This is a genomic window from Gemmobacter fulvus (assembly GCF_018798885.1).
Classification (GTDB): Bacteria; Pseudomonadota; Alphaproteobacteria; order Rhodobacterales; family Rhodobacteraceae; genus Gemmobacter; species Gemmobacter fulvus.
On record NZ_CP076361.1, the window covers coordinates 2,763,526 to 2,786,362 of the forward strand.

General features: G+C 64.5%; 22 protein-coding genes. 20 read left to right on the forward strand and 2 right to left on the reverse strand.

The window, feature by feature from the left end; genetic code table 11:
* Positions 1-108: 108 nt before the first annotated feature.
* From KM031_RS13370 to parA, 4 genes are all read left to right on the forward strand, one after another.
* A complete protein-coding gene (locus KM031_RS13370) occupies positions 109-1,467 on the forward strand; it encodes a 1-acyl-sn-glycerol-3-phosphate acyltransferase (RefSeq protein ID WP_215506136.1) in 1,359 nt (452 codons plus the stop codon).
* A gap of 72 nt (positions 1,468-1,539) precedes the next feature.
* Complete coding sequence (locus KM031_RS13375; protein WP_215506137.1) at positions 1,540-1,743, forward strand: YgaP family membrane protein; 204 nt, start codon at positions 1,540-1,542, stop codon at positions 1,741-1,743.
* 103 nt (positions 1,744-1,846) lie between these two features.
* Complete coding sequence (locus tag KM031_RS13380) at positions 1,847-2,260, forward strand: universal stress protein (protein ID WP_215506138.1); 414 nt, start codon at positions 1,847-1,849, stop codon at positions 2,258-2,260.
* Positions 2,261-2,358: 98 nt separating this feature from the next.
* The gene (gene parA / locus KM031_RS13385) at positions 2,359-2,982 is read left to right on the forward strand and encodes a ParA family partition ATPase (RefSeq protein WP_215506139.1); all 624 of its coding nucleotides are present in this window, start codon (positions 2,359-2,361) and stop codon (positions 2,980-2,982) included.
* A gap of 207 nt (positions 2,983-3,189) precedes the next feature.
* Here parA and ettA read toward each other — a convergent pair whose 3' ends face one another.
* Positions 3,190-4,845, reverse strand: coding sequence for an energy-dependent translational throttle protein EttA (ettA, locus tag KM031_RS13390; protein ID WP_215506140.1), 1,656 nt, complete (start codon positions 4,843-4,845; stop codon positions 3,190-3,192).
* 264 nt (positions 4,846-5,109) lie between these two features.
* Here ettA and KM031_RS13395 point away from each other — a divergent pair, with 264 nt between their 5' ends.
* Positions 5,110-5,739, forward strand: coding sequence for a nicotinate-nucleotide adenylyltransferase (locus KM031_RS13395; RefSeq protein WP_215506141.1), 630 nt, complete (start codon positions 5,110-5,112; stop codon positions 5,737-5,739).
* A gap of 106 nt (positions 5,740-5,845) precedes the next feature.
* Positions 5,846-7,309 (forward strand): D-alanyl-D-alanine carboxypeptidase/D-alanyl-D-alanine endopeptidase, encoded by a 1,464-nt coding sequence (gene dacB / locus KM031_RS13400; RefSeq protein WP_215506142.1) that lies wholly within the window; start codon positions 5,846-5,848, stop codon positions 7,307-7,309.
* A gap of 9 nt (positions 7,310-7,318) precedes the next feature.
* On the opposite strand, the gene KM031_RS13405 is transcribed toward dacB, so the two are convergent.
* Positions 7,319-7,741, reverse strand: coding sequence for a tellurite resistance TerB family protein (locus KM031_RS13405; protein WP_215506143.1), 423 nt, complete (start codon positions 7,739-7,741; stop codon positions 7,319-7,321).
* A gap of 117 nt (positions 7,742-7,858) precedes the next feature.
* On the opposite strand from KM031_RS13405, the gene KM031_RS13410 reads away from it, so the two are divergent.
* From KM031_RS13410 to ftsA, 14 genes are all read left to right on the forward strand, one after another.
* Positions 7,859-9,439, forward strand: a complete 1,581-nt coding sequence (locus KM031_RS13410) for a lysine--tRNA ligase (RefSeq protein WP_215506144.1) — start codon at positions 7,859-7,861, stop codon at positions 9,437-9,439.
* A 168-nt stretch (positions 9,440-9,607) separates the two neighbouring features.
* A complete protein-coding gene (gene phnC, locus KM031_RS13415; RefSeq protein ID WP_215506145.1) occupies positions 9,608-10,417 on the forward strand; it encodes a phosphonate ABC transporter ATP-binding protein in 810 nt (269 codons plus the stop codon).
* 45 nt (positions 10,418-10,462) lie between these two features.
* Entirely contained in the window at positions 10,463-11,365 is a 903-nt protein-coding gene (gene phnD / locus KM031_RS13420) for a phosphonate ABC transporter substrate-binding protein (protein WP_215506146.1), read from the forward strand.
* A gap of 167 nt (positions 11,366-11,532) precedes the next feature.
* A complete protein-coding gene (gene phnE / locus KM031_RS13425; RefSeq protein WP_246567160.1) occupies positions 11,533-12,336 on the forward strand; it encodes a phosphonate ABC transporter, permease protein PhnE in 804 nt (267 codons plus the stop codon).
* A 3-nt stretch (positions 12,337-12,339) separates the two neighbouring features.
* Positions 12,340-13,650, forward strand: a complete 1,311-nt coding sequence (gene phnE, locus KM031_RS13430) for a phosphonate ABC transporter, permease protein PhnE (RefSeq protein WP_215506148.1) — start codon at positions 12,340-12,342, stop codon at positions 13,648-13,650.
* An 11-nt stretch (positions 13,651-13,661) separates the two neighbouring features.
* Positions 13,662-14,288 (forward strand): LbetaH domain-containing protein, encoded by a 627-nt coding sequence (locus KM031_RS13435; RefSeq protein WP_215506149.1) that lies wholly within the window; start codon positions 13,662-13,664, stop codon positions 14,286-14,288.
* 115 nt (positions 14,289-14,403) lie between these two features.
* A complete protein-coding gene (locus KM031_RS13440) occupies positions 14,404-15,570 on the forward strand; it encodes a peptidoglycan glycosyltransferase FtsW (RefSeq protein ID WP_215506150.1) in 1,167 nt (388 codons plus the stop codon).
* 61 nt (positions 15,571-15,631) lie between these two features.
* On the forward strand, positions 15,632-16,675 hold the full coding sequence (locus tag KM031_RS13445; protein ID WP_246567162.1) for a UDP-N-acetylglucosamine--N-acetylmuramyl-(pentapeptide) pyrophosphoryl-undecaprenol N-acetylglucosamine transferase: 1,044 nt from the start codon (positions 15,632-15,634) through the stop codon (positions 16,673-16,675).
* Positions 16,676-16,678: 3 nt separating this feature from the next.
* Positions 16,679-18,097 (forward strand): UDP-N-acetylmuramate--L-alanine ligase, encoded by a 1,419-nt coding sequence (murC, locus tag KM031_RS13450; RefSeq protein WP_215506151.1) that lies wholly within the window; start codon positions 16,679-16,681, stop codon positions 18,095-18,097.
* 49 nt (positions 18,098-18,146) lie between these two features.
* Positions 18,147-18,392, forward strand: a complete 246-nt coding sequence (locus tag KM031_RS13455) for a DUF2484 family protein (protein ID WP_215506152.1) — start codon at positions 18,147-18,149, stop codon at positions 18,390-18,392.
* A 75-nt stretch (positions 18,393-18,467) separates the two neighbouring features.
* Positions 18,468-19,394 (forward strand): UDP-N-acetylmuramate dehydrogenase, encoded by a 927-nt coding sequence (murB, locus tag KM031_RS13460; protein WP_215506153.1) that lies wholly within the window; start codon positions 18,468-18,470, stop codon positions 19,392-19,394.
* 38 nt (positions 19,395-19,432) lie between these two features.
* Positions 19,433-20,356 (forward strand): D-alanine--D-alanine ligase, encoded by a 924-nt coding sequence (locus KM031_RS13465; RefSeq protein ID WP_215506154.1) that lies wholly within the window; start codon positions 19,433-19,435, stop codon positions 20,354-20,356.
* The gene (locus KM031_RS13470) at positions 20,344-21,282 is read left to right on the forward strand and encodes a cell division protein FtsQ/DivIB (RefSeq protein ID WP_215506155.1); all 939 of its coding nucleotides are present in this window, start codon (positions 20,344-20,346) and stop codon (positions 21,280-21,282) included. The genes KM031_RS13465 and KM031_RS13470 overlap by 13 nt, the downstream gene beginning before the upstream one ends.
* Positions 21,279-22,613 carry a cell division protein FtsA gene (ftsA, locus tag KM031_RS13475; protein WP_215506156.1) on the forward strand — a complete coding sequence of 445 codons (1,335 nt, stop codon included), beginning with the start codon at positions 21,279-21,281 and terminating at the stop codon, positions 22,611-22,613. Before KM031_RS13470 ends, ftsA begins: the two co-directional genes overlap by 4 nt.
* Positions 22,614-22,837: the final 224 nt, after the last annotated feature.

Consider the following 22,837-nt stretch of genomic DNA (forward strand, 5'->3'; position numbering starts at 1 on the left):
CTTTATTGCTTGAGAAACGTGATAGGGGAAAGATTATGCCAATGTCAATTCGCTGCGTTGCGGCATGGCTGCATTTACCTCTGGCGTGGCAGCGCATAGGCTTGGTGCATGACAACAACGGTTGAACTTCCGCTCTGGTTGGTGGTGCTGGCTTTGGTTCTCGCGGCGATTGCCGCGTTGGAACGGGTATTGATGCCCTCGGCGCGCTGGTTCCTGCGGCGGCGGATGGAGCGGCTGCTAGGGCGGCTCAACACCCATTTGGCGCGGCCCATCCATCCGTTTCGCCTGATGGCGCGGCAGGACCGCATCGTGCAATTGACCTATGATCCCAAGGTGTTGCAGGCGGTGATGGAGCATGCGCAAGAGACAGGCGTGCCCGAGCCGGTGGCGTTTCAGGAGGCGCGCACCTATGCGCGCGAAATCGTGCCGGGGTTTTCGGCGCTGGTCTATTTCGGCTTTGCCACCCGGGCGGCGCGCTGGCTGTCGCGGTTGCTGTATCGGGTGCGGGTCGGGCGGGTGGATACGGCCCTGGCCGGGATCGACCCCGAGGCGACGGTGATCTTCGTGATGAATCACCGTAGCAATATGGATTATGTGCTGGTCACATGGCTGGTGGCGAACCGCTCGGCCCTGTCTTATGCGGTGGGCGAATGGGCGCGGATCTGGCCATTGTCGCGGTTGATCCGGGCGATGGGGGCCTATTTCATCCGGCGCGGCTCGCGCAATGCGCTCTATCGCCGGGTTCTGGCGCGCTATGTGCAGATCACGGCAGCCGAAGGGGTGACGCAGGCGGTGTTTCCCGAAGGCGGCCTGAGCCTTGATGGCCGGGTCGGGGCGGCCAAGATGGGGCTGCTGTCCTATATCTTGCAGGATTTCGGGCCGGATCACCGGGATGTGGTCTTTGTGCCGGTGGGCATCGGTTATGACCGCGTGCTGGAGGATCGCCTGCTGGTCGAGGCAGATCGCAAGGGCGTGCGGCGGTTCCGCGCCGGGGCCTTTGGCATTCTGGCATTTGTGACGCGCATGGCGTGGCGCAAGCTGCGGGGGCGTTTTACCGGCTTTGGGGCGGCGGCGGTGGCCTTTGGGGCGCCGCTGTCGCTGCGCGGCTGGCTGGCCACCCAGACCGGGGCCGAGCCCGAGGCGCTGGGGGCGGCGCTGATGGCGCGGGTGGCCGAGGCGGTGCCGATGCTGCCGGTGCCGCTGGTGGCGGCGGCGGTGCGGGCAGGGGCACGGGATCGCGCCGGGGTGGAGGCCTCGGTCACGGCGCTGGTGGCACAGTTGGAGGCCAAAGGCGCGGGGGTGGAGCTTGCCGAGGGCGGGATTGCCGCCACGGTGGACGAGGGGCTTCAGGCGCTGCTGGCGCGGGGCATCCTGTTCGATCTGAATGGCCTGCGCGTTGTGTCAGGCAAGGAGTCGCTTCTGGCTTTTCAGGCTGCGGCCGTAGAACAGAGAATTCAAATTCAATAAGTTGAATTTGAATATGTGATGTGGTAGGCCAGTGGAAAGGCGCGGTCTGCGCCGGAATCTTCGGGGGATACCATGACACTTGACCGTTCGATCTTTCTGTTTGCCGGGGTGATGGTGCTGCTGAGCGTGGCACTGACGCTGTGGGTCTCGCCCTCTTTCATGTGGCTGACCGTGTTCATCGGGGCCAATCTGATCCAGTCATCCTTCACCGGCTTCTGCCCGGCGGCGCGGCTGTTCAAGGCGCTTGGCATCAAGGCAGGCTGCGCATTCCAATAAGAATTTGCGCCGAATTGATGCAGGTCATGGCGGCGAGAGAATCCTCCTGTGAAAAAATGTTGCATTAGGGTATAACTCTGAAATGCAGCAAAAGGAGGCTCAGATGACACACAAGATCCTTTGTACCACGGACGGCAGCGCGCACTCAAATGTCGCTGTCGCTCAAGCCGCTGAAATCGCGTCGAAATTCGGGGCGTCTTTGTCCATCTGCGTGGTGAATATCGCCCATGGTGGCCCGAAGGGCCCGTTGATCCATCACTGGACGGCGGCAGAGGTGGCCGGGCTGCTGGATGCGGCTGTGGCGCTGGCGGCGCAGCATGGTGTTGCCGAGCCCAAGCGGGTGGACATCATCAGCCGCGAGGCCGCCACCGGGATCGTGCATTACGCCGAGGCCAATGGCTATGACCACATCGTTGTCGGCACCGGCGACAAGCGGGGCGTGTCGCGGCTGATGCTGGGCTCTGTTGCCGCCGATGTGATGGCGCGGGCGCATTGCACCGTGACCGTCGCGCGCTGATGCCACAGCCCCCTGTGGCGCACTGACGCGGGGTTCGGCAAAACACCTGTCTTTGCCCCTCCCTTTCCGCTACGCTGCATCGCGGCAAGAGGATTCGGATGGGCAAAGTCATTACGGTTGCACAGCAGAAGGGCGGCGCGGGGAAAACCACGCTGGCCGTCAATCTGGCGGTGTGTTTCGCCAAGCAGGGGTTGCGGGTGGCGCTGATCGACAGCGATCCGCAGGGCAGCCTTGGCCGTTGGTTCATGACACGTCTGGACCGGCTGGGCGCGCCGGATCTGGAGTTTTCCACCGCCTCGGCCTGGGGGGTGGGGTATGAGTGCAAAAAGCTGCGCCAAAGCCATGACATCGTGATTGTCGACACGCCGCCCAAGGTGGACAGCGATCTGCGGCCCGCGCTGCGCGAGGCGGATCTGGTGCTGATCCCGGTGGCGGCCAGCCATGTCGATCTGTGGGCAACCGATGGTGTGCTGGATCTGGTGGCGCGCGAAAGTGGCCGGGCGCTGATCGTGCTGAACCGCATGACCTCGGGCACGCGCCTGTCCGACGAGGTGGCGCTGGCCGCCGAAGGCGTGGCGCAAGTCGCCTCGGCGCGGCTGGTGAACCGCGTGGCCTTTGCCGAAACGCTGGGGCAGGGGTTGGCGGCGGCAGAAGGACGCGGGTCAGCGGCCACCGAAGCCAAGGCGCTCGCCGCCGAAGTTCTGGCCGTTCTGGCCGAATGAAATCGCAAGGGCGGGGAACTCCCCGCCCTGTGATCAGAACACGTCGAAGAAATACAGCAGAATGATGATGGGGATCGGGATGCCGATCATCCACGCAAATATGCCTTTCATGGGGTGCCTCCTGTGCAGCGTCTGGCAATCAAACGCCGCATGAAGGATCGGGTTCCCATCAGGCAGTCGGGGCGGACCATGGCCCGCCCCTGACAATCAGCGCGAGAAACGCTTGTATTTCACCCGCTTGGGTTCAACGGCATCCGGCCCGAGGCGGCGGATCTTGTCTTGCTCATAGGCCTCGAAGTTGCCTTCGAACCATTCCACATGGGCATCGCCTTCAAAGGCGAGCATATGGGTGCAGAGCCGGTCGAGGAAGAAGCGGTCGTGGCTGATGATGATGGCGCAGCCCGCGAAATCCTCGATGGCCGATTCCAGCGCCTGCAGCGTTTCCACGTCCAGATCGTTGGTCGGTTCGTCCAGCAGCAGCACGTTGCCGCCCGAGCGCAGCAGTTTGGCCATGTGCACCCGGTTGCGTTCCCCGCCCGACAGCAAGCCCACCTTCTTCTGCTGGTCGGTGCCCTTGAAGTTGAACGCCCCGGTATAGACGCGGGAGTTCATCGTCATGTCACCCAACTGGATCACTTCCGACCCGCCCGAGATCTCTTCCCAGACGTTCTTTTCGGGGTCGAGCGCGTCGCGCGACTGGTCGACGTAAGACAGCTGCACGGTGTTGCCCAGCGTGATCGTGCCTTCATCCGGCTGTTCGTTGCCGGTCAGCATGCGGAACAGCGTCGATTTGCCGGCGCCGTTCGGGCCGATCACACCGACGATGGCGCCCGGCGGCACGGTGAAGGACAGGTTTTCGATCAGCAGCCGGTCGCCCATGGCCTTTTTCAGACCCTCGACCTCGATCACCTTGTTGCCAAGGCGTTCGCCGTTCGGAATGATGATCTGGGCCTGCGACGAGCGTTCGAGCACGGTCTGGCCCGCCATCTCGTTGTAGCGCTGGATACGCGCCTTGGATTTGGCCTGACGGGCCTTGGCCCCGGCACGGATCCATTCGAGTTCCTTTTCCAGCGCCTTCTGCTTGGATTTGTCTTCGCGGGCTTCCTGCGCCATGCGCTTGGCCTTCTGGTCCAGCCAGGCGGAATAGTTGCCCTCGTAGGGGATACCGCGACCACGGTCGAGTTCCAGGATCCATGAGGTGATGTCATCGAGGAAATAACGGTCGTGGGTCACGATCAGGATCGTGCCCTTGTAGTTGATCAGGTGCTTTTGCAGCCAGGCGATGGATTCGGCGTCGAGGTGGTTGGTCGGTTCGTCCAGCAGCAGCATGTCGGGTTTTTCCAGCAGCAGCTTGCACAGCGCGACGCGGCGACGCTCGCCGCCCGACAGGCTTTCGACATCGGCATCATCCGGCGGGCAGCGCAGCGCATCCATGGCGACGCCGACGGTGGCTTCGAGTTCCCACAGGTTCTGCGCGTCGATCTGGTCTTGCAACTGCGCCATCTCGTCGGCGGTCTCGTCCGAATAGTTCATGGCGAGTTCGTTGTAACGCTCGAGGATCGCCGTCTGCGCGGCGACGCCCAGCATCACATTGCCCTTCACGTCCAGCGTCGGGTCAAGATGCGGCTCCTGCGCAAGGTAGCCGACTTTCGCGCCCTTCGCGGCCCAGGCCTCGCCTTTGAAATCGGTATCGATTCCGGCCATGATCTTGAGCAGGGTGGATTTACCGGCGCCGTTGACGCCGACAACACCGATCTTCACGCCGGGCAGGAAGTTCAGGTGGATGTTTTCAAAGCACTTCTTGCCACCCGGATAGGTCTTGGAGACGCCTTCCATGTGGTAGACATATTGATACGAAGCCATGGCGGCATTCCTCCGAGGGTGATTACAGCGCCCATCTAGTCAAAATCACGGCGAAGGGCAATCCATCTGCCTGCGGGCAGGCGTGGCTGTTTTGCAGCAGGGCGCGTACGGGCAGGGCATCTCGGATGGCGCTGCCCAGACCCCGCGCCGTGTGTGCGGCAGGCCATTGTAACACTGCGCGACTTCGGATCAACATGCCGGAAAGCCTGCCGGACGGTGTGGCAGGGGCGCGCGGCAGGTCGCGCGTGGAGGAGTGCGTTCGAGATGAGATCAGGCTTTCCGGTCGCGCGGCGCGGAATGGTCATCGGCTTGCTGGGCGGATCCTTTGATCCGGCGCATGAAGGCCATGTGCATATCACCCGCGAGGCGCTGCGGCGGTTCGGGCTGGACCGGGTGTGGTGGCTGGTCAGCCCCGGCAATCCGCTGAAGGCGCGCCAGCCCGCGCCAATGGCCGAGCGGATCGCGCAGGCGCGGCGGCTGATGGATCATCCGCGGGTGGTGGTGACGGATCTTGAGGCGCGCATGGGCACACGCTTTACGGCAGCGACGCTGAAGGGGCTGAAGGCGCGTTATCCGGGGGTGCGTTTCGTCTGGCTGATGGGCGGGGACAATCTGGTGCAGTTTCACCGCTGGGACCGCTGGGAATGGATCATGCAGACTGTGCCGATCGGGGTGCTGGCGCGGCCCGGATCGGGGGTGAAGGGACGGCTGGGCCGCGCCGCGCGGGTCTATGCGCGGGAGCGGGTGAGCGAGGCGCAGGCCGAGCGTCTGGGCCATATTCCGGCCCCTGCCTGGGTCTTTGCCGATGTGCCGTTGAAGGCGCTCTCCTCCAGTGCCATCCGGGCGCGCGGCGATTGGGGCCGGTCCGGCACGCCCGGAATGCCGCCGGAGTGACGGGAATTTGACGACAGCGGGGGCTGTCTGCCCCCCGGCAGGCTTTCGCCTGCCGCCCCCCGAGGATATTTGCACCAATGTGAATGGGCAGAAGTGAGTCTGGCAGATGGGTTGGACACGGCGCGGGATTTTGGCGGGCTTGCTGGCAGGGGCGGCGTTTCCGGCGGCGGCAGAGGCGCCGTCGGTCTCGCCGCTGCCGCGCCGCCGCGGTGATGGTGGCGAGACTCGGCAGCAGATCGAGACGGCGGCGCGGCTGATCGCGGCAGCGCAGCTGGGCGGCGCGGTGGGCTGTCTGGTGGCGGATGCCGCAACCGGCGCGGTGCTGGAGGCGGAAGCGGCTGATCTGGGCCTGCCGCCTGCAAGCGTGATGAAGGCGCTGACGGCGGCCTATGCGCTGGACCGGTTGGGGGCGGCGCATCGGTTCGAGACGCGGGTTCTGGCCACTGGGCCGGTGGTCGGTGGGGTGGTGCAGGGGGATCTGTTGCTGGTGGGCGGCGGCGATCCGGTGCTGGACAGCGACATGCTGGGCGATCTGGCGGCAAGGCTGGCGGCGCAGGGTATTCGCGGGGTGCGGGGGCGGTATCTGGCCTGGGGCGGGGCTTTGCCTGCGCTGGAGCGGATTGACGCCGAGCAACCGGAGTTCGTGGGCTACAACCCGGCGCTGGCCGGGCTGAACCTGAATTTCAACCGGGTGAATTTCGAATGGGCCCGGGCGGCGCAGGGCTGGACGCTCACGATGGATGCGCGGGCCGAGCGGTTTGTGCCCCTGGTGCGTATGGCCGAGGTGCAGGTGGTGTCGCGCGCGCAGCCGCTGTTCCGCTATGAGGGCGGCGCGGGGGGGGACCGTTGGACCGTGGCCGCAGAGGCCTTGGGCAAGGGCGGCAGCCGCTGGTTGCCGGTGCGCCATCCTGCAATCTATGCGGGCGAGGTGTTCCAGACCCTTTGTGCCGCGCAGGGCGTGGTTCTGCCCGATGTGGCTGTGGCCGAGATGCGGCCCGAGGGGGCGGTTCTGGCGGCGCATCGCAGCGAGACGCTGGATATGATTCTGCGCGGCATGTTGAAACATTCCACCAATCTGACCGCCGAAGTGACCGGCCTTGCCGCATCGGAGGCCGCGAGTTTGCGGGTGTCGGCGCTGGCGATGCAGGAATGGGCGCGGCTGCGCCATGGGGTTTCGGCGCGGTTCGTTGACCATTCGGGGCTGGGCGGCAGCTCGCGGATTTCGGCGGCGGATATGGTGCGCGCGCTGGTCGGGGTGCAGGACGGGATGTTGCCGGGATTGCTGAAGCCGCATGGGATGCGCGATGGCAAGGGCAAGCTGATCGAGGGGCATCCGGTGCAGGTTCTGGCGAAAACCGGCACGCTGAACTTTGTGTCCAGCCTTGCCGGCTATATCCAGCCGCCGGGCGGGCGGCGGCTGGCCTTTGCGATCTTTGCCGCTGATGTACCGCGCAGGGCTGCGCTGGCCGAGGCCGAGCGCGAGCGGCCCGCGGGCGGCGAGGCTTGGCTGAAACGGGCGCGGGCCTTGCAGGCGCAGCTGGTCAGCCGCTGGGCCGGGCTTTACGCCTGAGGCGGCCGGTCAGGGCCGCAGATGGCGCACCCTTGCGCCCCATTCGATGGCTGCCGCGTGCAGCCTGTCGATGTTCAGCTCGTCGCGGATCTCTTCGAGCATGCGCAGCTCCACCTCGCGCAGGGTGCCATCTGCCGCCGCCACGTCGCAGGCCAGCGCATAGGCGGTTTCATAAAGCCGCTCGGGCAGGCCATCGCGGATCAGTCCGAACAGCGCATCCAGCCCGTCCTCTTCTTCGAACAGGTCAAACACGGTCTGCGAAATCTGGCGCATCCGGTCGGCATCATAGGCGGCAAACACCGGCATGTGATTGACCATGCGGTGAATCGCCACCAGTTCGGCCGTGCGCATATTCTCGTCAGAGGCGGAAACGGCGATCATCACGGCGACAAGCGCATCCTGAGGCGACAACGAGGCGGGGGTATCGGGCACGGGTAAGATCCTTTGATCCGGTGTTGGCCCTTAGAATATTGACGCGGGCGGGGGGCGGCAATAGGAGACGGGGCGTTGGCGGGCACGGGGCCCGCCCCGATGCCTGAGGATGCGCCGATGTCTGCCCTGCGTGACGCCGCGATGAAATCAAAAGCCTGGCCCTTTGAAGAGGCCCGCCGCATCCTCAAACGTTATGAAAAGAAGGCACCGGAAAAGGGCTATGTGCTGTTCGAGACGGGCTATGGACCGAGCGGGCTGCCGCATATCGGCACCTTCGGCGAAGTTGCGCGCACGACGATGATCCGCCGCGCGTTTGAGGTGATCAGCGACATTCCGACGCGGCTGATCTGTTTTTCGGATGATGTGGACGGCATGCGCAAGGTGCCGGAAAACGTGCCGCAGCAAGAGATGCTGTATGCGAATATCCAGAAGCCGCTGACCTCGGTGCCCGATCCGTTCGGGCAGTATGAAAGCTTTGGACATCACAACAACGCCATGCTGCGCCGCTTTCTGGATACGTTCGGGTTCGAATATGAATTCATCAGCGCGACGGAATTCTACCGCTCGGGCCAGTTTGACGACACTTTGAAACTGGCGACCGAACGCTATGACGCAATCATGGCGATCATGCTGAAATCCCTGCGTGAAGAGCGGCAGCAGACCTATAGCTGCTTCCTGCCGATCCACCCGGAAACCGGGCGGGTGCTCTATGTGCCGATGAAGAATGTCGATCCGGTCAACCATACCATCACCTTTGATGATGAGGAGGGCCGGGAATGGACGCTGCCGGTGACGGGCGGCCGTGTGAAGCTGCAATGGAAGCCCGATTTCGGCGCGCGCTGGGCGGCGCTGGGCGTCGATTTCGAGATGTATGGCAAGGACCACTCGACCAATACGCCGATCTATGACGGCATCTGTGAAGTGCTGGGCGGCAAGAAGCCCGAACACATGACCTATGAGCTGTTCCTGGATGAAACCGGGCAGAAGATTTCCAAATCCAAGGGCAACGGGCTGACCATTGATGAATGGCTGACCTATGCCTCGGCGGAAAGCCTGAGCTATTTCATGTATCAGAAGCCGAAAACGGCCAAGCGGATGCATTTTGATGTGATCCCGCGCGCGGTGGATGAATATCACCAGCAATTGCGCGCCTATCCGACGCAGGACGTGGATCAGCAGGTGAACAATCCGGTCTGGCATATCCATTCCGGTCAGCCGCCGGAAAGCCGGATGGTGGTGCCGTTCTCGATGCTGCTCAATCTGGCATCGGTGGCCGGGGCTGTGGATGCCAAGGGGCTGTGGGGCTTTATCAAGCGCTATGCGCCCGAGGCCTCGCCAGAGGCGAACCCGGATCTGGATGCGGCGGCGGGCTTTGCCGTGCGGTATTTTGCGGATCGCATCGCGCCGACACGGGCCTTCCGCCTGCCGACCGAGACCGAGCGCGCCGCGATGGCCGATCTGCGGGCGCGGCTGGCGGTCTGGCAGGGTGGTCTGGATGATGAGGCCCTGCAAAGCATGGTCTTCGCCGTCGGCAAGGACCATGGGTTCGAGCCGCTGCGCGACTGGTTCAAGGCCCTTTACGAAGTGCTGCTGGGCGCGTCGGACGGGCCGCGCTTTGGCGGGTTCATCGCGCTTTACGGGGTCGAGGAAAGCATTGCCCTGCTGGACCGGGGGCTGGCGGGCGAACTGGTGCGCTGAGCGCGCGCCTCCATGTGACGCCATCTTCGGGGCGGGCCTGCTTGCAGGTCCGCCCTTCCTTTTGTGCCCTGCGGATTTCCGGGGCTTTCGTCAAAGCTTCACCAAACCGCGTCACTCTCGTCATATCCGCAGCGTAGCACCCGCCTCGGAACATGAGGGAGCGATGCGGTGCTGCAAGTCAATCAGGTGACACGGCGGTTCGGGGCCAAGGCCGCCGTTGACAGGATCAGCTTTGCGGTGGATCGCCCGGCTTTCGTGGGCATCATCGGGCGGTCAGGCGCCGGCAAATCGACCTTCCTGCGCATGATGAACCGGCTGACGGATGCCAGCGAAGGCGAGATCCTGGTGGACGGGCGCAATGTGCTGGCGCTGGTCGGGCAGGAAAAGCGCCAGTGGCAACGCCAATGCGCGATGATCTTTCAGCAATTCAACCTCGTGCCGCGGATGGATGTCTGCTCCAACGTGCTGCATGGCATCCTGAACGGGCGCTCGCTGGCGGCGACGCTGTTCAACCTGTGGTCCGAAGCCGAAATCACCCGCGCGCTGGGCATCCTCGACCGTCTGGGCATTGCCGAACAGGCCCCGAAACGTGCCGAGGCGCTGTCGGGCGGTCAGCAGCAGCGCGTCGCCATTGCACGGGCGCTGATGCAGGATCCCAAGGTCATTCTGGCGGATGAGCCGATTGCCTCGCTCGATCCGATGAATGCGCAACTGGTGATGGATACGCTGCGCCGCATCCATGACGAGGATGGCCGCATGGTCATCGCCAACCTGCATACGCTCGATACCGCGCGCCGCTATTGCGACCGGGTGATCGGGATGCGCGATGGCCGCATCGTGTTTGACGGCACGCCCACCCAACTGACCACCGGCGTTGCCCGCGACATCTATGGCGCGGATGCCTCGTTCAACGAGGCCGCGACCTCGACCTCCATCGAACAGCCGGACCGCGCCTATGCGGATGCGATGCTCGGCTGATCTTTCACCGGCCCCGGCATGGGGCCAAACCCATCGGAGACTTCCATGAAAATGTTGCTTGCCGCCCTTGTCGCCACCACCGCCCTGTCGGGCACGGCCATGGCCGAAGGTATCACCGGTTTCAACATCGGCCTGCTGGGCGGTGAAAACGCGCAGGACCGGATGACCTCGAACGAATGTCTGCGCAACTATGCCGAAGAAACGCTGGGCGTGCCGGTCAAGCTGTTCGCGCCCGCCGATTATGACGGCGTGATCCAGGGCCTGCTGGGCGGCACGATCGACATGGCCTGGCTGGGCGCATCGGCCTATGCCAAGGTCTATCTGACCGACCCCGAAGCGGTGGATGTGGCACTGGTGAAAACCAACCTCGACGGGTCGTTCACCTATCACTCCATCGGGTTTGCCCGCAAGGACAAGGGCGTGACCTCGCTGGCCGACATGAAGGGCAAGGTGTTTGCCTTTGGTGATCCGAACTCGACCTCCGGCTATCTGATCCCTTCGGTGGAAATCCCCGAGGCCATCGGTGCCACGATGGAAAATGGCGATTATTTCGGCGAGGTCAAATTCGTTGGCGGGCACGAGCAGACCATCGTGGCCGTTGCCAATGGTGACGTGGACGCCGGTGTGACCTGGGCCGATGGTCAGGGCAACTGGGAAGACGGCTACAACTCGGGCGCGCTGCGCAAGGCGGTGGATGCCGGTCTGGTCGACATGAACGACGTGGTGGAGATCTGGAAATCTAAGCCGATCCCGGAAGGCCCGGTCGTGCTGCGCCGCGCGCTGCCGCAGGACGTGAAAGACAAGATGATTGATCTGGTCAAGGGCATGCACGCCAAGGACGCCGATTGCGCCTATGGCATCGCGGCGGGCGAAACCGCCGGGTTTACCCCGATCACCCATGATTACTACGGCTCGATCATCGCCGTGCGCCAGCAACAGGCCAACTGAGGTTTCATGACGCGACGCCGGGTCTCCGCAGGGAGGCCCGGCAATTCTTTTTGACCGGGCGGCGCGCAGGGGGCTGGCAGATGGTGGATGTGGCATATGGACCGGAACCGGGGCCGCGCAGGAAACAGGGCAGTCAGGAGCCGTTCGGAACCGAGGCATATCTTGCCATGGTGCGCCGTAAGCGGATGTATGGCGGTATTCTGCTGATCCTGTTCGTGGCGATGATGGCTGCCGGTTTTCAACTGGCAGACGGGCGCAATGCGGGCGGGTTCTGGCAGGGGCTGCATCAGGTGGGGGCGTTCCCCTCCGAGGTTCTGGCCGAGGCCTGGGCCCGCCGCGCCAATCTGCCGGGGCTGGCTTGGCAATTCGTGCCCTCGCTGATCGAAACCCTGAACATCGCGGCGGTCTCGACGCTGCTGGGCGGGCTTGCCGCCATGGCGCTGGCGCTGCTGTCCACCCGCGGGCTGGCGCGCTGGTTCCGGCTGATCCCGCTGTTCCGGCGCATGCTGGATGCGTTTCGAGCGGTGCCGGAAATTGTGGTGGCGCTGGTGCTGATCTTCATTCTGGGCGGCGGGCCGGTGCCTGCGGTGATTGCCATCGCGCTGCACACCACCGGTGCGCTGGGCAAGCTGTTTTCCGAAGTGGCCGAAAACGCCGATCTGCGCCCGGTCGAGGGGCTGACCTCGGTCGGGGCGGGTTGGGGGCAGCGCATGGCCTTGGGCGTGCTGCCGCAGGTCGCGCCGAACTGGATCAGCTATGCGCTGCTGCGGTTTGAAATCAACGTGCGCGCCTCGGCCATTCTGGGTTTCGTGGGCGAGGGCGGCATCGGCCATGACCTGAAGCTGGCGATGCAATGGGGCGGCGGCAAATACGATCAGGTCGTGGCGATCTTCCTCATCCTGTTCCTGACCATCGTGGCGATTGACCAGATGTCGGATCATTTCCGCAACCGTCTTGTGAAGGGGCGCTGAGCCATGGTGGATGCAACGCTTTCGGACCAGATGTTCGGCCAGTTCCGCCGCCGCCGTCTGACCGCGCTGGCCGTGCCCGCGCTGATCCTGTGTTACCTGGCCTATGCCTTTGTCGCTTTTGATGTGGCCAGTCTGGCCGGGCGGGCACGGCTCGACAATGCGGCAATCCTGCTGTCGGATTTCTGGAGCTACAAGACCCATGTCACGCGCGACAACCGGGCGGGTGATCTGACCATCGCCATCGAGGGCGAATCCAAGGGCACCTATCCGGCGGGGATGCGCCCCGACTGGGTGCAGGTCGATGGCGATGTGACGCGGATTGATCTGGGGCAGGGCCATCTGGTCACCTATGATGCGGCAGGCGCGCGCTATGACGTGCCCGGATATGGCCGCATCGACATCCGCCCCGAGGCGGGCAAACTGGTGCTGACCGCGCCAGAGCCGCTGCCCGACTGGATCAATGCCTCTGACACCCGCGTGTCGGTGACGACAGAGGCAGGCCGCTTTGCCTATACCCGGTCCAAGGTTGAAACCTTCCGCTATCAACCGGGGTGGGAGCTGTTCTTCTTTACGCTGGACAGCCCGTTTTATGGCAAATCGCTTGGCGAACTGACAGGGCTTGCGCTCTGGGGCGACCGCATCGACCCCGACCGCCCGAATATCCGCGCGATCCTGTCCGACATCTGGACCAACAAGATGTGGCGGCATGGCGATGTGGTCTGGGCCATGTTCGAAACCGTGCTGATGGCGTTTCTGGGCACGTTCGGTGCGGCCATCGTGGCGCTGCCGCTGGCCTTTCTGGCAGCCTCGAACTTCACGCCGGTCCGGGTGATCCGCTTCGGCTTCCGGCGGCTGTTCGATTTCGTGCGTGGGGTGGACGGGCTGATCTGGACCATCATCCTCAGCCGCGCCTTCGGGCCGGGGCCGATGACCGGCGCGCTGGCGATCCTGATCACCGATGCGGGCAGCTTTGGCAAAACCTTCTCCGAGGCGCTGGAAAACATCGACGAAAAGCAGGTGGAGGGCATCCGCTCCACCGGGGCCAATGGCGTGCAGCGCGCCCGCTTTGGCGTGATCCCGCAAGTGACGCCGGTGCTGATCAGCCAGGTGCTGTATTATCTGGAAAGCAATACCCGCAGCGCCACGGTGATCGGCGCGATTGTGGGCGGTGGCATCGGGCTGATGCTGACGCAGGCGATCATCACCCAGAAGGACTGGGAGGAGGTGGCCTATTACATGGTGCTGATCGTGCTGCTGGTCATGCTGATGGACACGCTGTCGGGCTGGCTGCGCCGCCGGTTGATCAAGGGCTGAGGAGGCTCCCCATGCAAACTACCCCCAGACTGTCGGCCACGGAGCCGGTTATCCAGCCCGGATGCAGCATCATCAACAGCAGCTTCGGGGCCTATTGCGAGGTGGGCACCGGCAGCCGCATCCTGAATTCGACCTTTGGCGATTATGCCTATTGCGACCGGCTGGCTGATATTGCCAATACCACCGTGGGCAAGTTTGCCAATATCGCCGCCATGACGCGGATCGGCCCGACCGATCACCCGCTGCGGCAGGCGGCGCTGCATCATTTCACCTACAGATCTGCAGATTATTGGCCGGATACCCCGGATGATGCGGAGTTCTTCGCCCATCGCGTCAGCCGCCGCACCGTGCTGGGGGCGGATTGCTGGCTTGGGCATGGCGTCATCGTGAAGCCAGAGGTGACGCTGGGCATCGGTGCGGTTGTGGCCTCTGGCGCGGTGGTCACCAAGGATGTGTCCCCGTTCATGATCGTGGCCGGGGTGCCTGCCGTGCCGGTGCGTGCAAGGTTCGCCCCGGCGGTGGCCGAACGTCTGCTGGCGCTGGCCTGGTGGGAGTGGGACCATGCACGGCTGCGCAGCGCCCTGCCGGATTTCCGCACGCTGGAGGCCGAGGCGTTTCTGGAGCGCTACGAGGGCTGAGCCTGCGCGAGCGCGCCTTAGCCCTAGCCAGCGCAGAGAAATGCCGCTACTCTGTTTGTCAGAGCCGGGGCAACACCGGCCAGATAGGCAAGCAGGCGTAATCAGGCGGTTCCCCATGACTGAGATGGTCTATGGCTCCATGCCCGTTCGGGTGACGGAGCCGGTTCTTCCCCGTTGGTGGCGCACCATCGACAAATGGTCGCTCACGGCCGTGTTGGTGCTGTTCGGTATCGGCATCTTGCTGGGGCTTGCGGCCTCGGTGCCCTTGGCCACGCGCAACGGGCTGGATCCGTTCTATTATGTGCAGCGGCAGGCGTTTTTCGGTGCACTGGCGATTGCGGCAATGCTGGGCACGTCGATGCTGACGCCCGATATGGTGCGGCGGCTGGCGGTTGTGGGCTTTGTCGGGGCGTTTTTCGCGCTGGCAATGCTGCCGGTGTTTGGCACCGATTTCGGCAAGGGGGCGGTGCGCTGGTTCTCGTTCGGCTTTGCCTCGGTGCAGCCATCGGAGTTTCTGAAACCCGGCTTCATCGTGCTGTCGGCCTGGCTGATGGCCGCCGCGCAAGAGGTGAACGGCCCGCCCGGCAAAAGCATATCCTTCGGCATCACCTGCATTATCGTCGGTTTTCTGGCGATGCAGCCCGATTTCGGTCAGGCCATGCTGGTGCTGTTCGGTTGGGGCGTGGTGTATTTTGTGGCCGGGGCACCGTTCCTGCTGATCACGGTGATCATCTCCATTACCGGCGTGGCCGGGTTCGTGGCCTATGGATCGTCGGAACACCTTGCCCGCCGGATTGACGGCTTTCTGTCGCCCGAGGTCGATCCCCGCTCGCAGCTGGGCTACGCGACCAACGCGATTCAGGAAGGCGGCTTCTTCGGGGTCGGCGTGGGCGAGGGACAGGTGAAATGGACCTTGCCCGACGCGCATACCGATTTCATCATCGCCGTGGCGGCCGAGGAATATGGCCTGATCCTCGTGCTGTGCATCATCGCGCTGTATGGCTGCGTCGTCGTGCGGTCAATGTTCCGGCTGATGAAGGAACGTGATCCCTTCGTGCGGCTGGCCGGTGCGGGTCTTGCCTGCATCTTTGGTGTGCAGGCGATGATCAACATGGGCGTTGCGGTGCGGCTGCTGCCCGCCAAGGGCATGACCCTGCCATTCGTCAGCTATGGCGGTTCGTCGGTGATCGCCGCAGGCATCACTGTCGGCATGTTGCTGGCGCTGACCCGCACCCGCCCGCAGGGGCAGATGGGTGACATCCTCTTCCGTCGGGGCCGCTGAGATGGCCGCCCCGGACAAGGCGCCGCTTCTGCTGATCGCAGCAGGCGGCACGGGCGGGCATATGTTCCCGGCGCAGGCGCTGGCCGAGGCGATGATCGCCCGCGGCTGGCGGGTGAAACTGTCGACCGATGCGCGCGGGGCCCGTTATGCCGGCGGTTTTCCGGCGCAGGTGCCGGTCGAGCAGGTCGCCTCGGCCACCTTTGCGCGTGGCGGTCTGGCCGCCAAGGCGCTGGTGCCGTTCCGCATTGCCGGGGGGGTGATTTCGGCGGTGCTGGCACTGCGGCGCGACCGCCCGGCGCTGGTAGTGGGGTTTGGCGGCTATCCGTCAATTCCGGCACTGGCCGCCGCGACGCTGCTGCGCCTGCCGCGCATGATCCATGAACAGAATGGCGTGCTGGGCCGCGTCAATGCCCTGTTCGCCCGTAGGGTGGATGCGGTGGCCTGCGGCACCTGGCCCACTACCCTGCCGGAGGGGGTGGAGGGAATTCACACCGGAAATCCGGTGCGCGGCGCGGTGCTGGAACGCGCGGGCGCGGGGTATATTCCGCCCGGTGACTATCCGATGGACATCGTGGTGATCGGCGGCTCTCAGGGCGCGCGCATCCTGTCGGATGTGGTGCCTGCCGCCATTGCAGCCCTGCCAGAGGCCGTGCGTGCGCAGTTGCGCGTGGCGCATCAGGCCCGCGCCGAAGACCTGCCACGTGTAGTTCAAGCCTATGATACGGCAGGCATATCTGCCGATGTGCAGCCCTTCTTCACCGATATTCCGCGCCGCCTGTCCGAAGCGCAGCTGGTGATCTCGCGCTCTGGCGCTTCGTCGGTTGCGGATATTTCGGTGATCGGCCGCCCGTCGATCCTGATCCCCTTTGCCGCCGCCACCGCCGACCACCAGACTGCCAATGCGCGCGGGCTGGTCGATGCCGGGGCCGCCATCCTGATCCCCGAATCCGCCCTTGACCCCGCCAGCCTGTCCGCGCAAATGGCCGCCGTGCTTTCTCAGCCGCAGGCCGCCATGCGGATGGCGGTCCTTGCCACGGCGCAGGGACGCCCCGATGCGACCGACCGTCTGGTGGAGCTTGTCCTGCGCCTTGCCCGGAAAGAGTGACCCATGAACGCTGCCGCCGCCACCAAACTGCCCGGAGAACTGGGCCCCATTCATTTCGTCGGCATCGGCGGCATCGGCATGTCGGGCATTGCCGAAGTGCTGATGACCTTGGGCTATCCGGTGCAGGGATCGGATGCCAAGGCGTCGAAGATCACCGACCGCCTTGTGACGCTGGGCGCACGCTTCTTTGAAGGCCAGCGCGCCGAGAATATCGGCGATGCGGCGGTGGTGGTGATTTCGTCGGCCATCAAGAAGGGCAACCCCGAACTGGAAGAGGCCCGCCGCCGGGGCCTGCCCGTGGTGCGCCGTGCCGAAATGCTGGCCGAGCTGATGCGGCTGAAATCCAATATCGCCATTGCGGGCACGCATGGCAAAACCACCACGACGACCATGGTGGCGACCTTGCTGGACAAGGGCGGGTTCGATCCGACCGTCATCAATGGCGGGGTGATCCATGCCTATGGCTCCAACGCACGCGCCGGGGCAGGGGAATGGATGGTGGTCGAGGCCGATGAAAGCGACGGCAGCTTCAACCGTCTGCCCGCCACCATTGCCATCGTCACCAATATCGACCCCGAACATATGGAGCATTGGGGCAGCTTTGATGCGCTGCGCAAAGGCTTCTATGACTTCGTGTCGAACATCCCGTTCTATGGTCTGGCGGTCTGCTGCACCGATCATCCCGAGGTGCAGGCGTTGGTCGGGCGCGTCACCGACCGTCGCATCGTCACCTTCGGCTTCAACGCGCAGGCCGATGTGCGGGCGATCAACCTGACCTTCGAAAATGGCGTGGCGCATTTTGACATTGCGCTGCAAGGCGAGGGCAATGGCGCGGTGATCGAGGGCTGCACCCTGCCGATGCCGGGGGATCACAACGTGTCCAACGCGCTGTCTGCGGTGGCCGTGGCCCGCCACCTTGGCATGAAAAAGGATCAGATCCGCGACGCGCTGGCCGCGTTTGCCGGTGTCAACCGCCGCTTCACCAAGGTGGGCGAGGTGAATGGCGTGACCATCATTGACGATTATGGCCATCACCCGGTTGAAATCGCGGCTGTGCTGCGCGCCGCCCGGCAGGCGACCAAGGGGCGTGTCATCGCCGTGCATCAACCGCACCGCTATACCCGCCTGTCCTCGCTGTTCGAGGATTTCTGCACCTGCTTCAACGAGGCGGATGTGGTGGCGATTGCCGAGGTTTATGCGGCGGGTGAAGACCCGATCCCCGGCGCCTCGCGCGATGATCTGGTGGCCGGGCTGATCGCGCATGGCCATCGCCATGCCCGCGCCCTGATGAACGAGGACGACCTGGAGCGGCTCGTGCGCGAACAGGCCCGTCCGGGCGACATGGTGGTCTGCCTTGGGGCAGGCACGATCTCGACCTGGGCCAATGGTCTGCCCGCCCGGCTGACGGGCAAGGCCGCATGAGCGGAGCGACGGGCAGAAACCGCATCACGCAGGATGTGGAGCCGGGCCAATGACCGCCTCTTTGACCGTGGCCTGCCTCTGGGCGCTGGTGGCGACGCTGATCGCCATGGCGCCGCGCCGCTGGCACTGGCCCGCCGCCTATGCGCTGGCGCTGGTGGGGATTCCGCTTTTGGGCTGGATCACCTATGAAAACGGGCCGTTCTGGGGGATGCTGGCGCTGGCGGGCGGGGCAAGTGTGCTGCGCTGGCCGCTGATCTTTCTGTTGCGCCGGATGCGCGGGCAGGGGGCGGACTAGCGGCCTGCTGCCCGGTCGCGCCGGTTTGCACGCATATGACTTGAACACGGGCAAAACCGCCATTACCACAGGGCCATGATCCCGCTTCCCACCCCGCGCGGCGCCTTGACGCCGAACCGCCCTCTGGCCGATCTGACATGGTTGCGTGTCGGTGGGCCTGCCGATGTCCTGTTTCAGCCTGCCGATCTGGCGGATCTCTGCGCCTTTCTGGCGGCGCTGGATCCGGCTGTGCCGGTGTTTCCGATGGGGGTAGGGTCCAACCTGATCGTGCGCGATGGCGGCTTGCACGCCGTGGTGATCCGTCTGGGGCGTAATTTCAACGGGATCGAGATCGACGGTGACCGTGTGACGGCAGGGGCCGCGGCGCTGGACGCCCATGTCGCGCGCAAATCCGCCGAGGCGGGCCGCGATCTGACTTTCCTGCGCACCATTCCCGGCTCTGTCGGCGGGGCGGTGCGGATGAATGCCGGGTGTTATGGCCATTATGTTGCGGATGTGCTGGAGGAAATCCAGATCGTCACCCGCGATGGCACGCTGCAAACCCTGCCCGCCACCGCGCTGAACCTGCGCTATCGCCAATCCGATCTGGCCGAAGGGGCGGTGATCGTCTCGGCTACATTCCGCGCGCCTGCGGGCGATCCGGCCAGCCTGGCCGCGCGGATGGAAGATCAACTGGCCAAACGTGACGCCAGCCAGCCCACCAAAGAGCGCAGCGCCGGGTCGACCTTCCGCAATCCGCTGGGGCGCAGCTCTACCGGCGCGGCGGATGACACCCATGAACTGAAGGCCTGGAAGGTGATCGACGCCGCCGGTATGCGCGGTGCCCGTCGGGGTGGCGCGCAGATGAGCGAGATGCATTCCAACTTTCTGATCAACGCGGGTGGCGCAACTGCCGCCGATCTTGAAGAATTGGGCGAGGATGTGCGAAAAAGGGTTTTCCAACACAGCGGGATCACGCTAGAGTGGGAAATCATGCGCGTCGGTGAACCGGCGGCAAAATAACAAGAATATCAGGGCAACAGACCCTGAAGAGGCAGTAAATGGCGAGCAAGTCGGGCAAGACGGGCTCCCTCGTGGCGGTTTTGAAGGGTGGGCTTTCCGCAGAGCGGGAGGTTTCTCTTGTGTCTGGGCGTGAATGCGCCGCCGCTCTCAGGGAAGCCGGGTATCAGGTGGTCGAGGTCGAGGCCGGCCCCGATCTGGCCGCACGTCTGGCCGAGATCAAACCCGATTGCGTGTTCAACGCCCTGCATGGCCGCTGGGGTGAAGATGGCTGTGTGCAGGGCCTGCTGGAATGGATGCGTATTCCCTATACCCATTCCGGGCTGCTGGCCTCGGCGCTGGCCATGGACAAGCAGCGCAGCAAGGACGTGTTCCGCGCCGCTGGTCTGCCGGTGCTGGACAGCGTGCTGGCCGCACGCGACACCGTGCGCAAGACCCATGTGCTGCAGCCGCCCTATGTGGTGAAACCGAACAACGAAGGCTCGTCCGTCGGGGTCTATATCGTGCATGAGGCGGCCAACAGCCCGCCGCAGCTGTCGGATGACATGCCTGAAACGGTGATGGTGGAAACCTATGCCCCGGGGCGCGAGCTGACCTGCGCCGTGCTGGGCGACCGGGCCTTGGCGGTGACGGATATCATCACCTCAGGCTGGTACGATTACCACGCGAAATATTCGGTCGGCGGCTCGCGGCACGAGGTTCCGGCGCAGATCCCGGCCGAAATTACCGCCGCCTGTTTCGATTATGCTCTGCGCGCCCACCGGGCGCTGGGGTGCCGTGGCCTGAGCCGCACCGATTTCCGCTGGGACGAGATGCGCGGTCTGGCCGGGCTGATCCTGCTGGAAACCAACACGCAGCCGGGCATGACGCCAACCTCGCTGGCGCCGGAACAGGCCGCCCATCTTGGCATCAGCTTTCCCGAGCTTTGCGCCTGGATCGTGGAGGATGCGTCATGCAACCGCTGACCGCAGACCGGCGCTATCCGGCGGATCCGTCGCGCGGCGCGGCGGCGCGGCCACAGGCGGGCGACATGCGCCGCGATCCGGCACCGACCCGCATGGCCTACCGGATGCAGCGGCTGTGGCTTACACCACTGTTCCGCATCGTGATGCGGGTGGGGCTGCCGGCCTTTCTGATCGTGTTCGTGGCAGGGGTCTGGCTGGGCAATGACGCGCGCCGGGCGGCCCTGCTGTCGAAGGTGGATGATCTGCGCACGGCAGTGGAGCAGCGCCCGGAATTCATGGTGTCGGTTCTGTCGATCAGCGGCGCGTCGCCGTCGCTGGACGCGGCGATCCGCGATATTCTGGCGATCAAACTGCCGCAATCCAGTTTCGATCTGGATCTGGAGGCGGCCCGCGCCCGTATCGCCACGCTGGATGCGGTGGCGCAGGCGGATGTGAAGGTCAAAAGCGGCGGTGTGCTGGAGGTGACGATCACCGAACGCCAGCCCGCGCTGATCTGGCGCAAGGGCGACGAGCTGGACCTGCTGGACAAGACCGGGCGCCGTGTCGCCAAGGTGCTGACCCGCGCCGACCGTCCCGACCTGCCGGTGATGGCGGGCGAGGGGGCCGATCTGGCGGCAGCCGAGGCGCTGGCGCTGGTGCGGGCCGCCGAACCGATCACGCCCCGCCTGCGCGGCCTTGTGCGCATGGGTGAACGGCGCTGGGATCTGGTGCTGGACCGGAACCAGCGCATCCTGCTGCCCGCCAAGGAACCTGTTCGTGCGCTGGAACGCCTGCTGGCGCTGGACAAGGCCGAAGACCTGTTGAACCGCGATATTTTCACCGTGGACCTGCGCAACCAGATGCGCCCCACGCTACGCCTTGCCCCCCATTCCTTGCGCGAATTGCGTCGTGCCAAGGGTATTGAGACTGCGGAGAGTGACCTATGACCGATCTCTACCAATCGCAGCGTGCCATGCGGAACATGCGCCGCGCCGCCATGCAGCGCGGCGTTGTGGCCATTCTCGACATCGGGTCGAGCAAGATTGCCTGCCTCGTGCTGCGCTTTGACGGGCCGGAACGGCGGCGCGAAAGCGATGGCGTCGGCTCCATGGCCGGGCAATCGCAGTTCCGCATCATCGGTGCGGCCACCACCCGGTCGCGCGGGGTGCGGTTTGGCGAGATTGCCGAAATGACAGAGACCGAGCGCGCCATCCGCACCGCCGTTCAGGCGGCGCAGAAAATGGCCAATGTGCGGGTCGATCATGTCATCGCCACCTTTTCGGGGGCAGAGCCGCGCAGCTATGGCCTTGCGGGCGAATGGGAATTGCAGGATTCCGTGGTGACAGAGCAGGACGTGGCGCGGGTGCTGTCGGCCTGCGACATGCCGGACATCGGCTATGGCCGCGAAGTGCTGCACGCGCAGCCGGTCAATTTTGCGCTGGATCACCGCACCGGGCTGGGCGATCCGCGCGGCCAGATCGGCAACCGGCTGGCCTGCGACATGCACCTGCTGTCTGTCGAGGCCTCGGTGGTGCAAAACCTGTTCTACTGCATCAAGCGTTGTGATCTGGAACTGGCGGGCATCGCCTCGTCGGCCTATGTTTCGGGCATTTCCAGCCTTGTGGAAGACGAACAGGAACTGGGGGCGGCCTGCATCGACATGGGCGGCGGCTCTACCGGGATTTCGATCTTCATCAAGAAACACATGATCTTTGCCGACAGCGTGCGCATGGGCGGCGATCATGTGACGCTCGATATCTCCAAGGGCCTGCAAGTGCCGATGGCGGTGGCCGAGCGGATCAAGACCAAACATGGCGGGGTGCATGCCACCAGCATGGATGACCGCGAGATGATCGAGATGGGCGGCGACAGCGGCGATTGGGAAAAAGACCGCCGCCGCGTCAGCCGGACCGAGCTGATTGGCATCATGCGCCCGCGCGTCGAGGAAATTCTGGAAGAAGCGCGCGCCCGGCTGGATGCAGCGGGCTTTGACCACCTGCCCAGCCAGCAGATCGTGCTGACCGGCGGCGCAAGCCAGATCCCCGGCCTTGACGGGCTGGCCGCCCGTATCTTGGGCCAGCGCGTGCGCCTCGGGCGTCCGCTGCGGATTCAGGGGCTGCCGCAGGCCGTTACCGGCCCGGCGTTCTCCTCGGCTGTCGGGTTGTGCCTGTTCGCGACCCATCCGCAGGATGAATGGTGGGATTTCGATATCCCGTCCGAGAAATATCCGGCGCGGTCACTGAAACGGGCGTTGAAATGGTTTAAGGACAATTGGTGAAGCCAATTTCCCCTTTACCCCCCAAATCATGTGTCCAAGGCGAAATCCCGCTGACAAGGCCCAATTATCCCCCATATTTTGTGGGAAACTTGTGTTTTTTTCGTGACCTTGCCCGCGTCTGTGGATAGAATTGCGGATAAGTCAGGATTTCGACGCAGGGGACAGGCGTATCGAAAGTCCTGAAAAGAAAATGAAAATCTCTGGCGGCCCATAAAAAAGCAGGC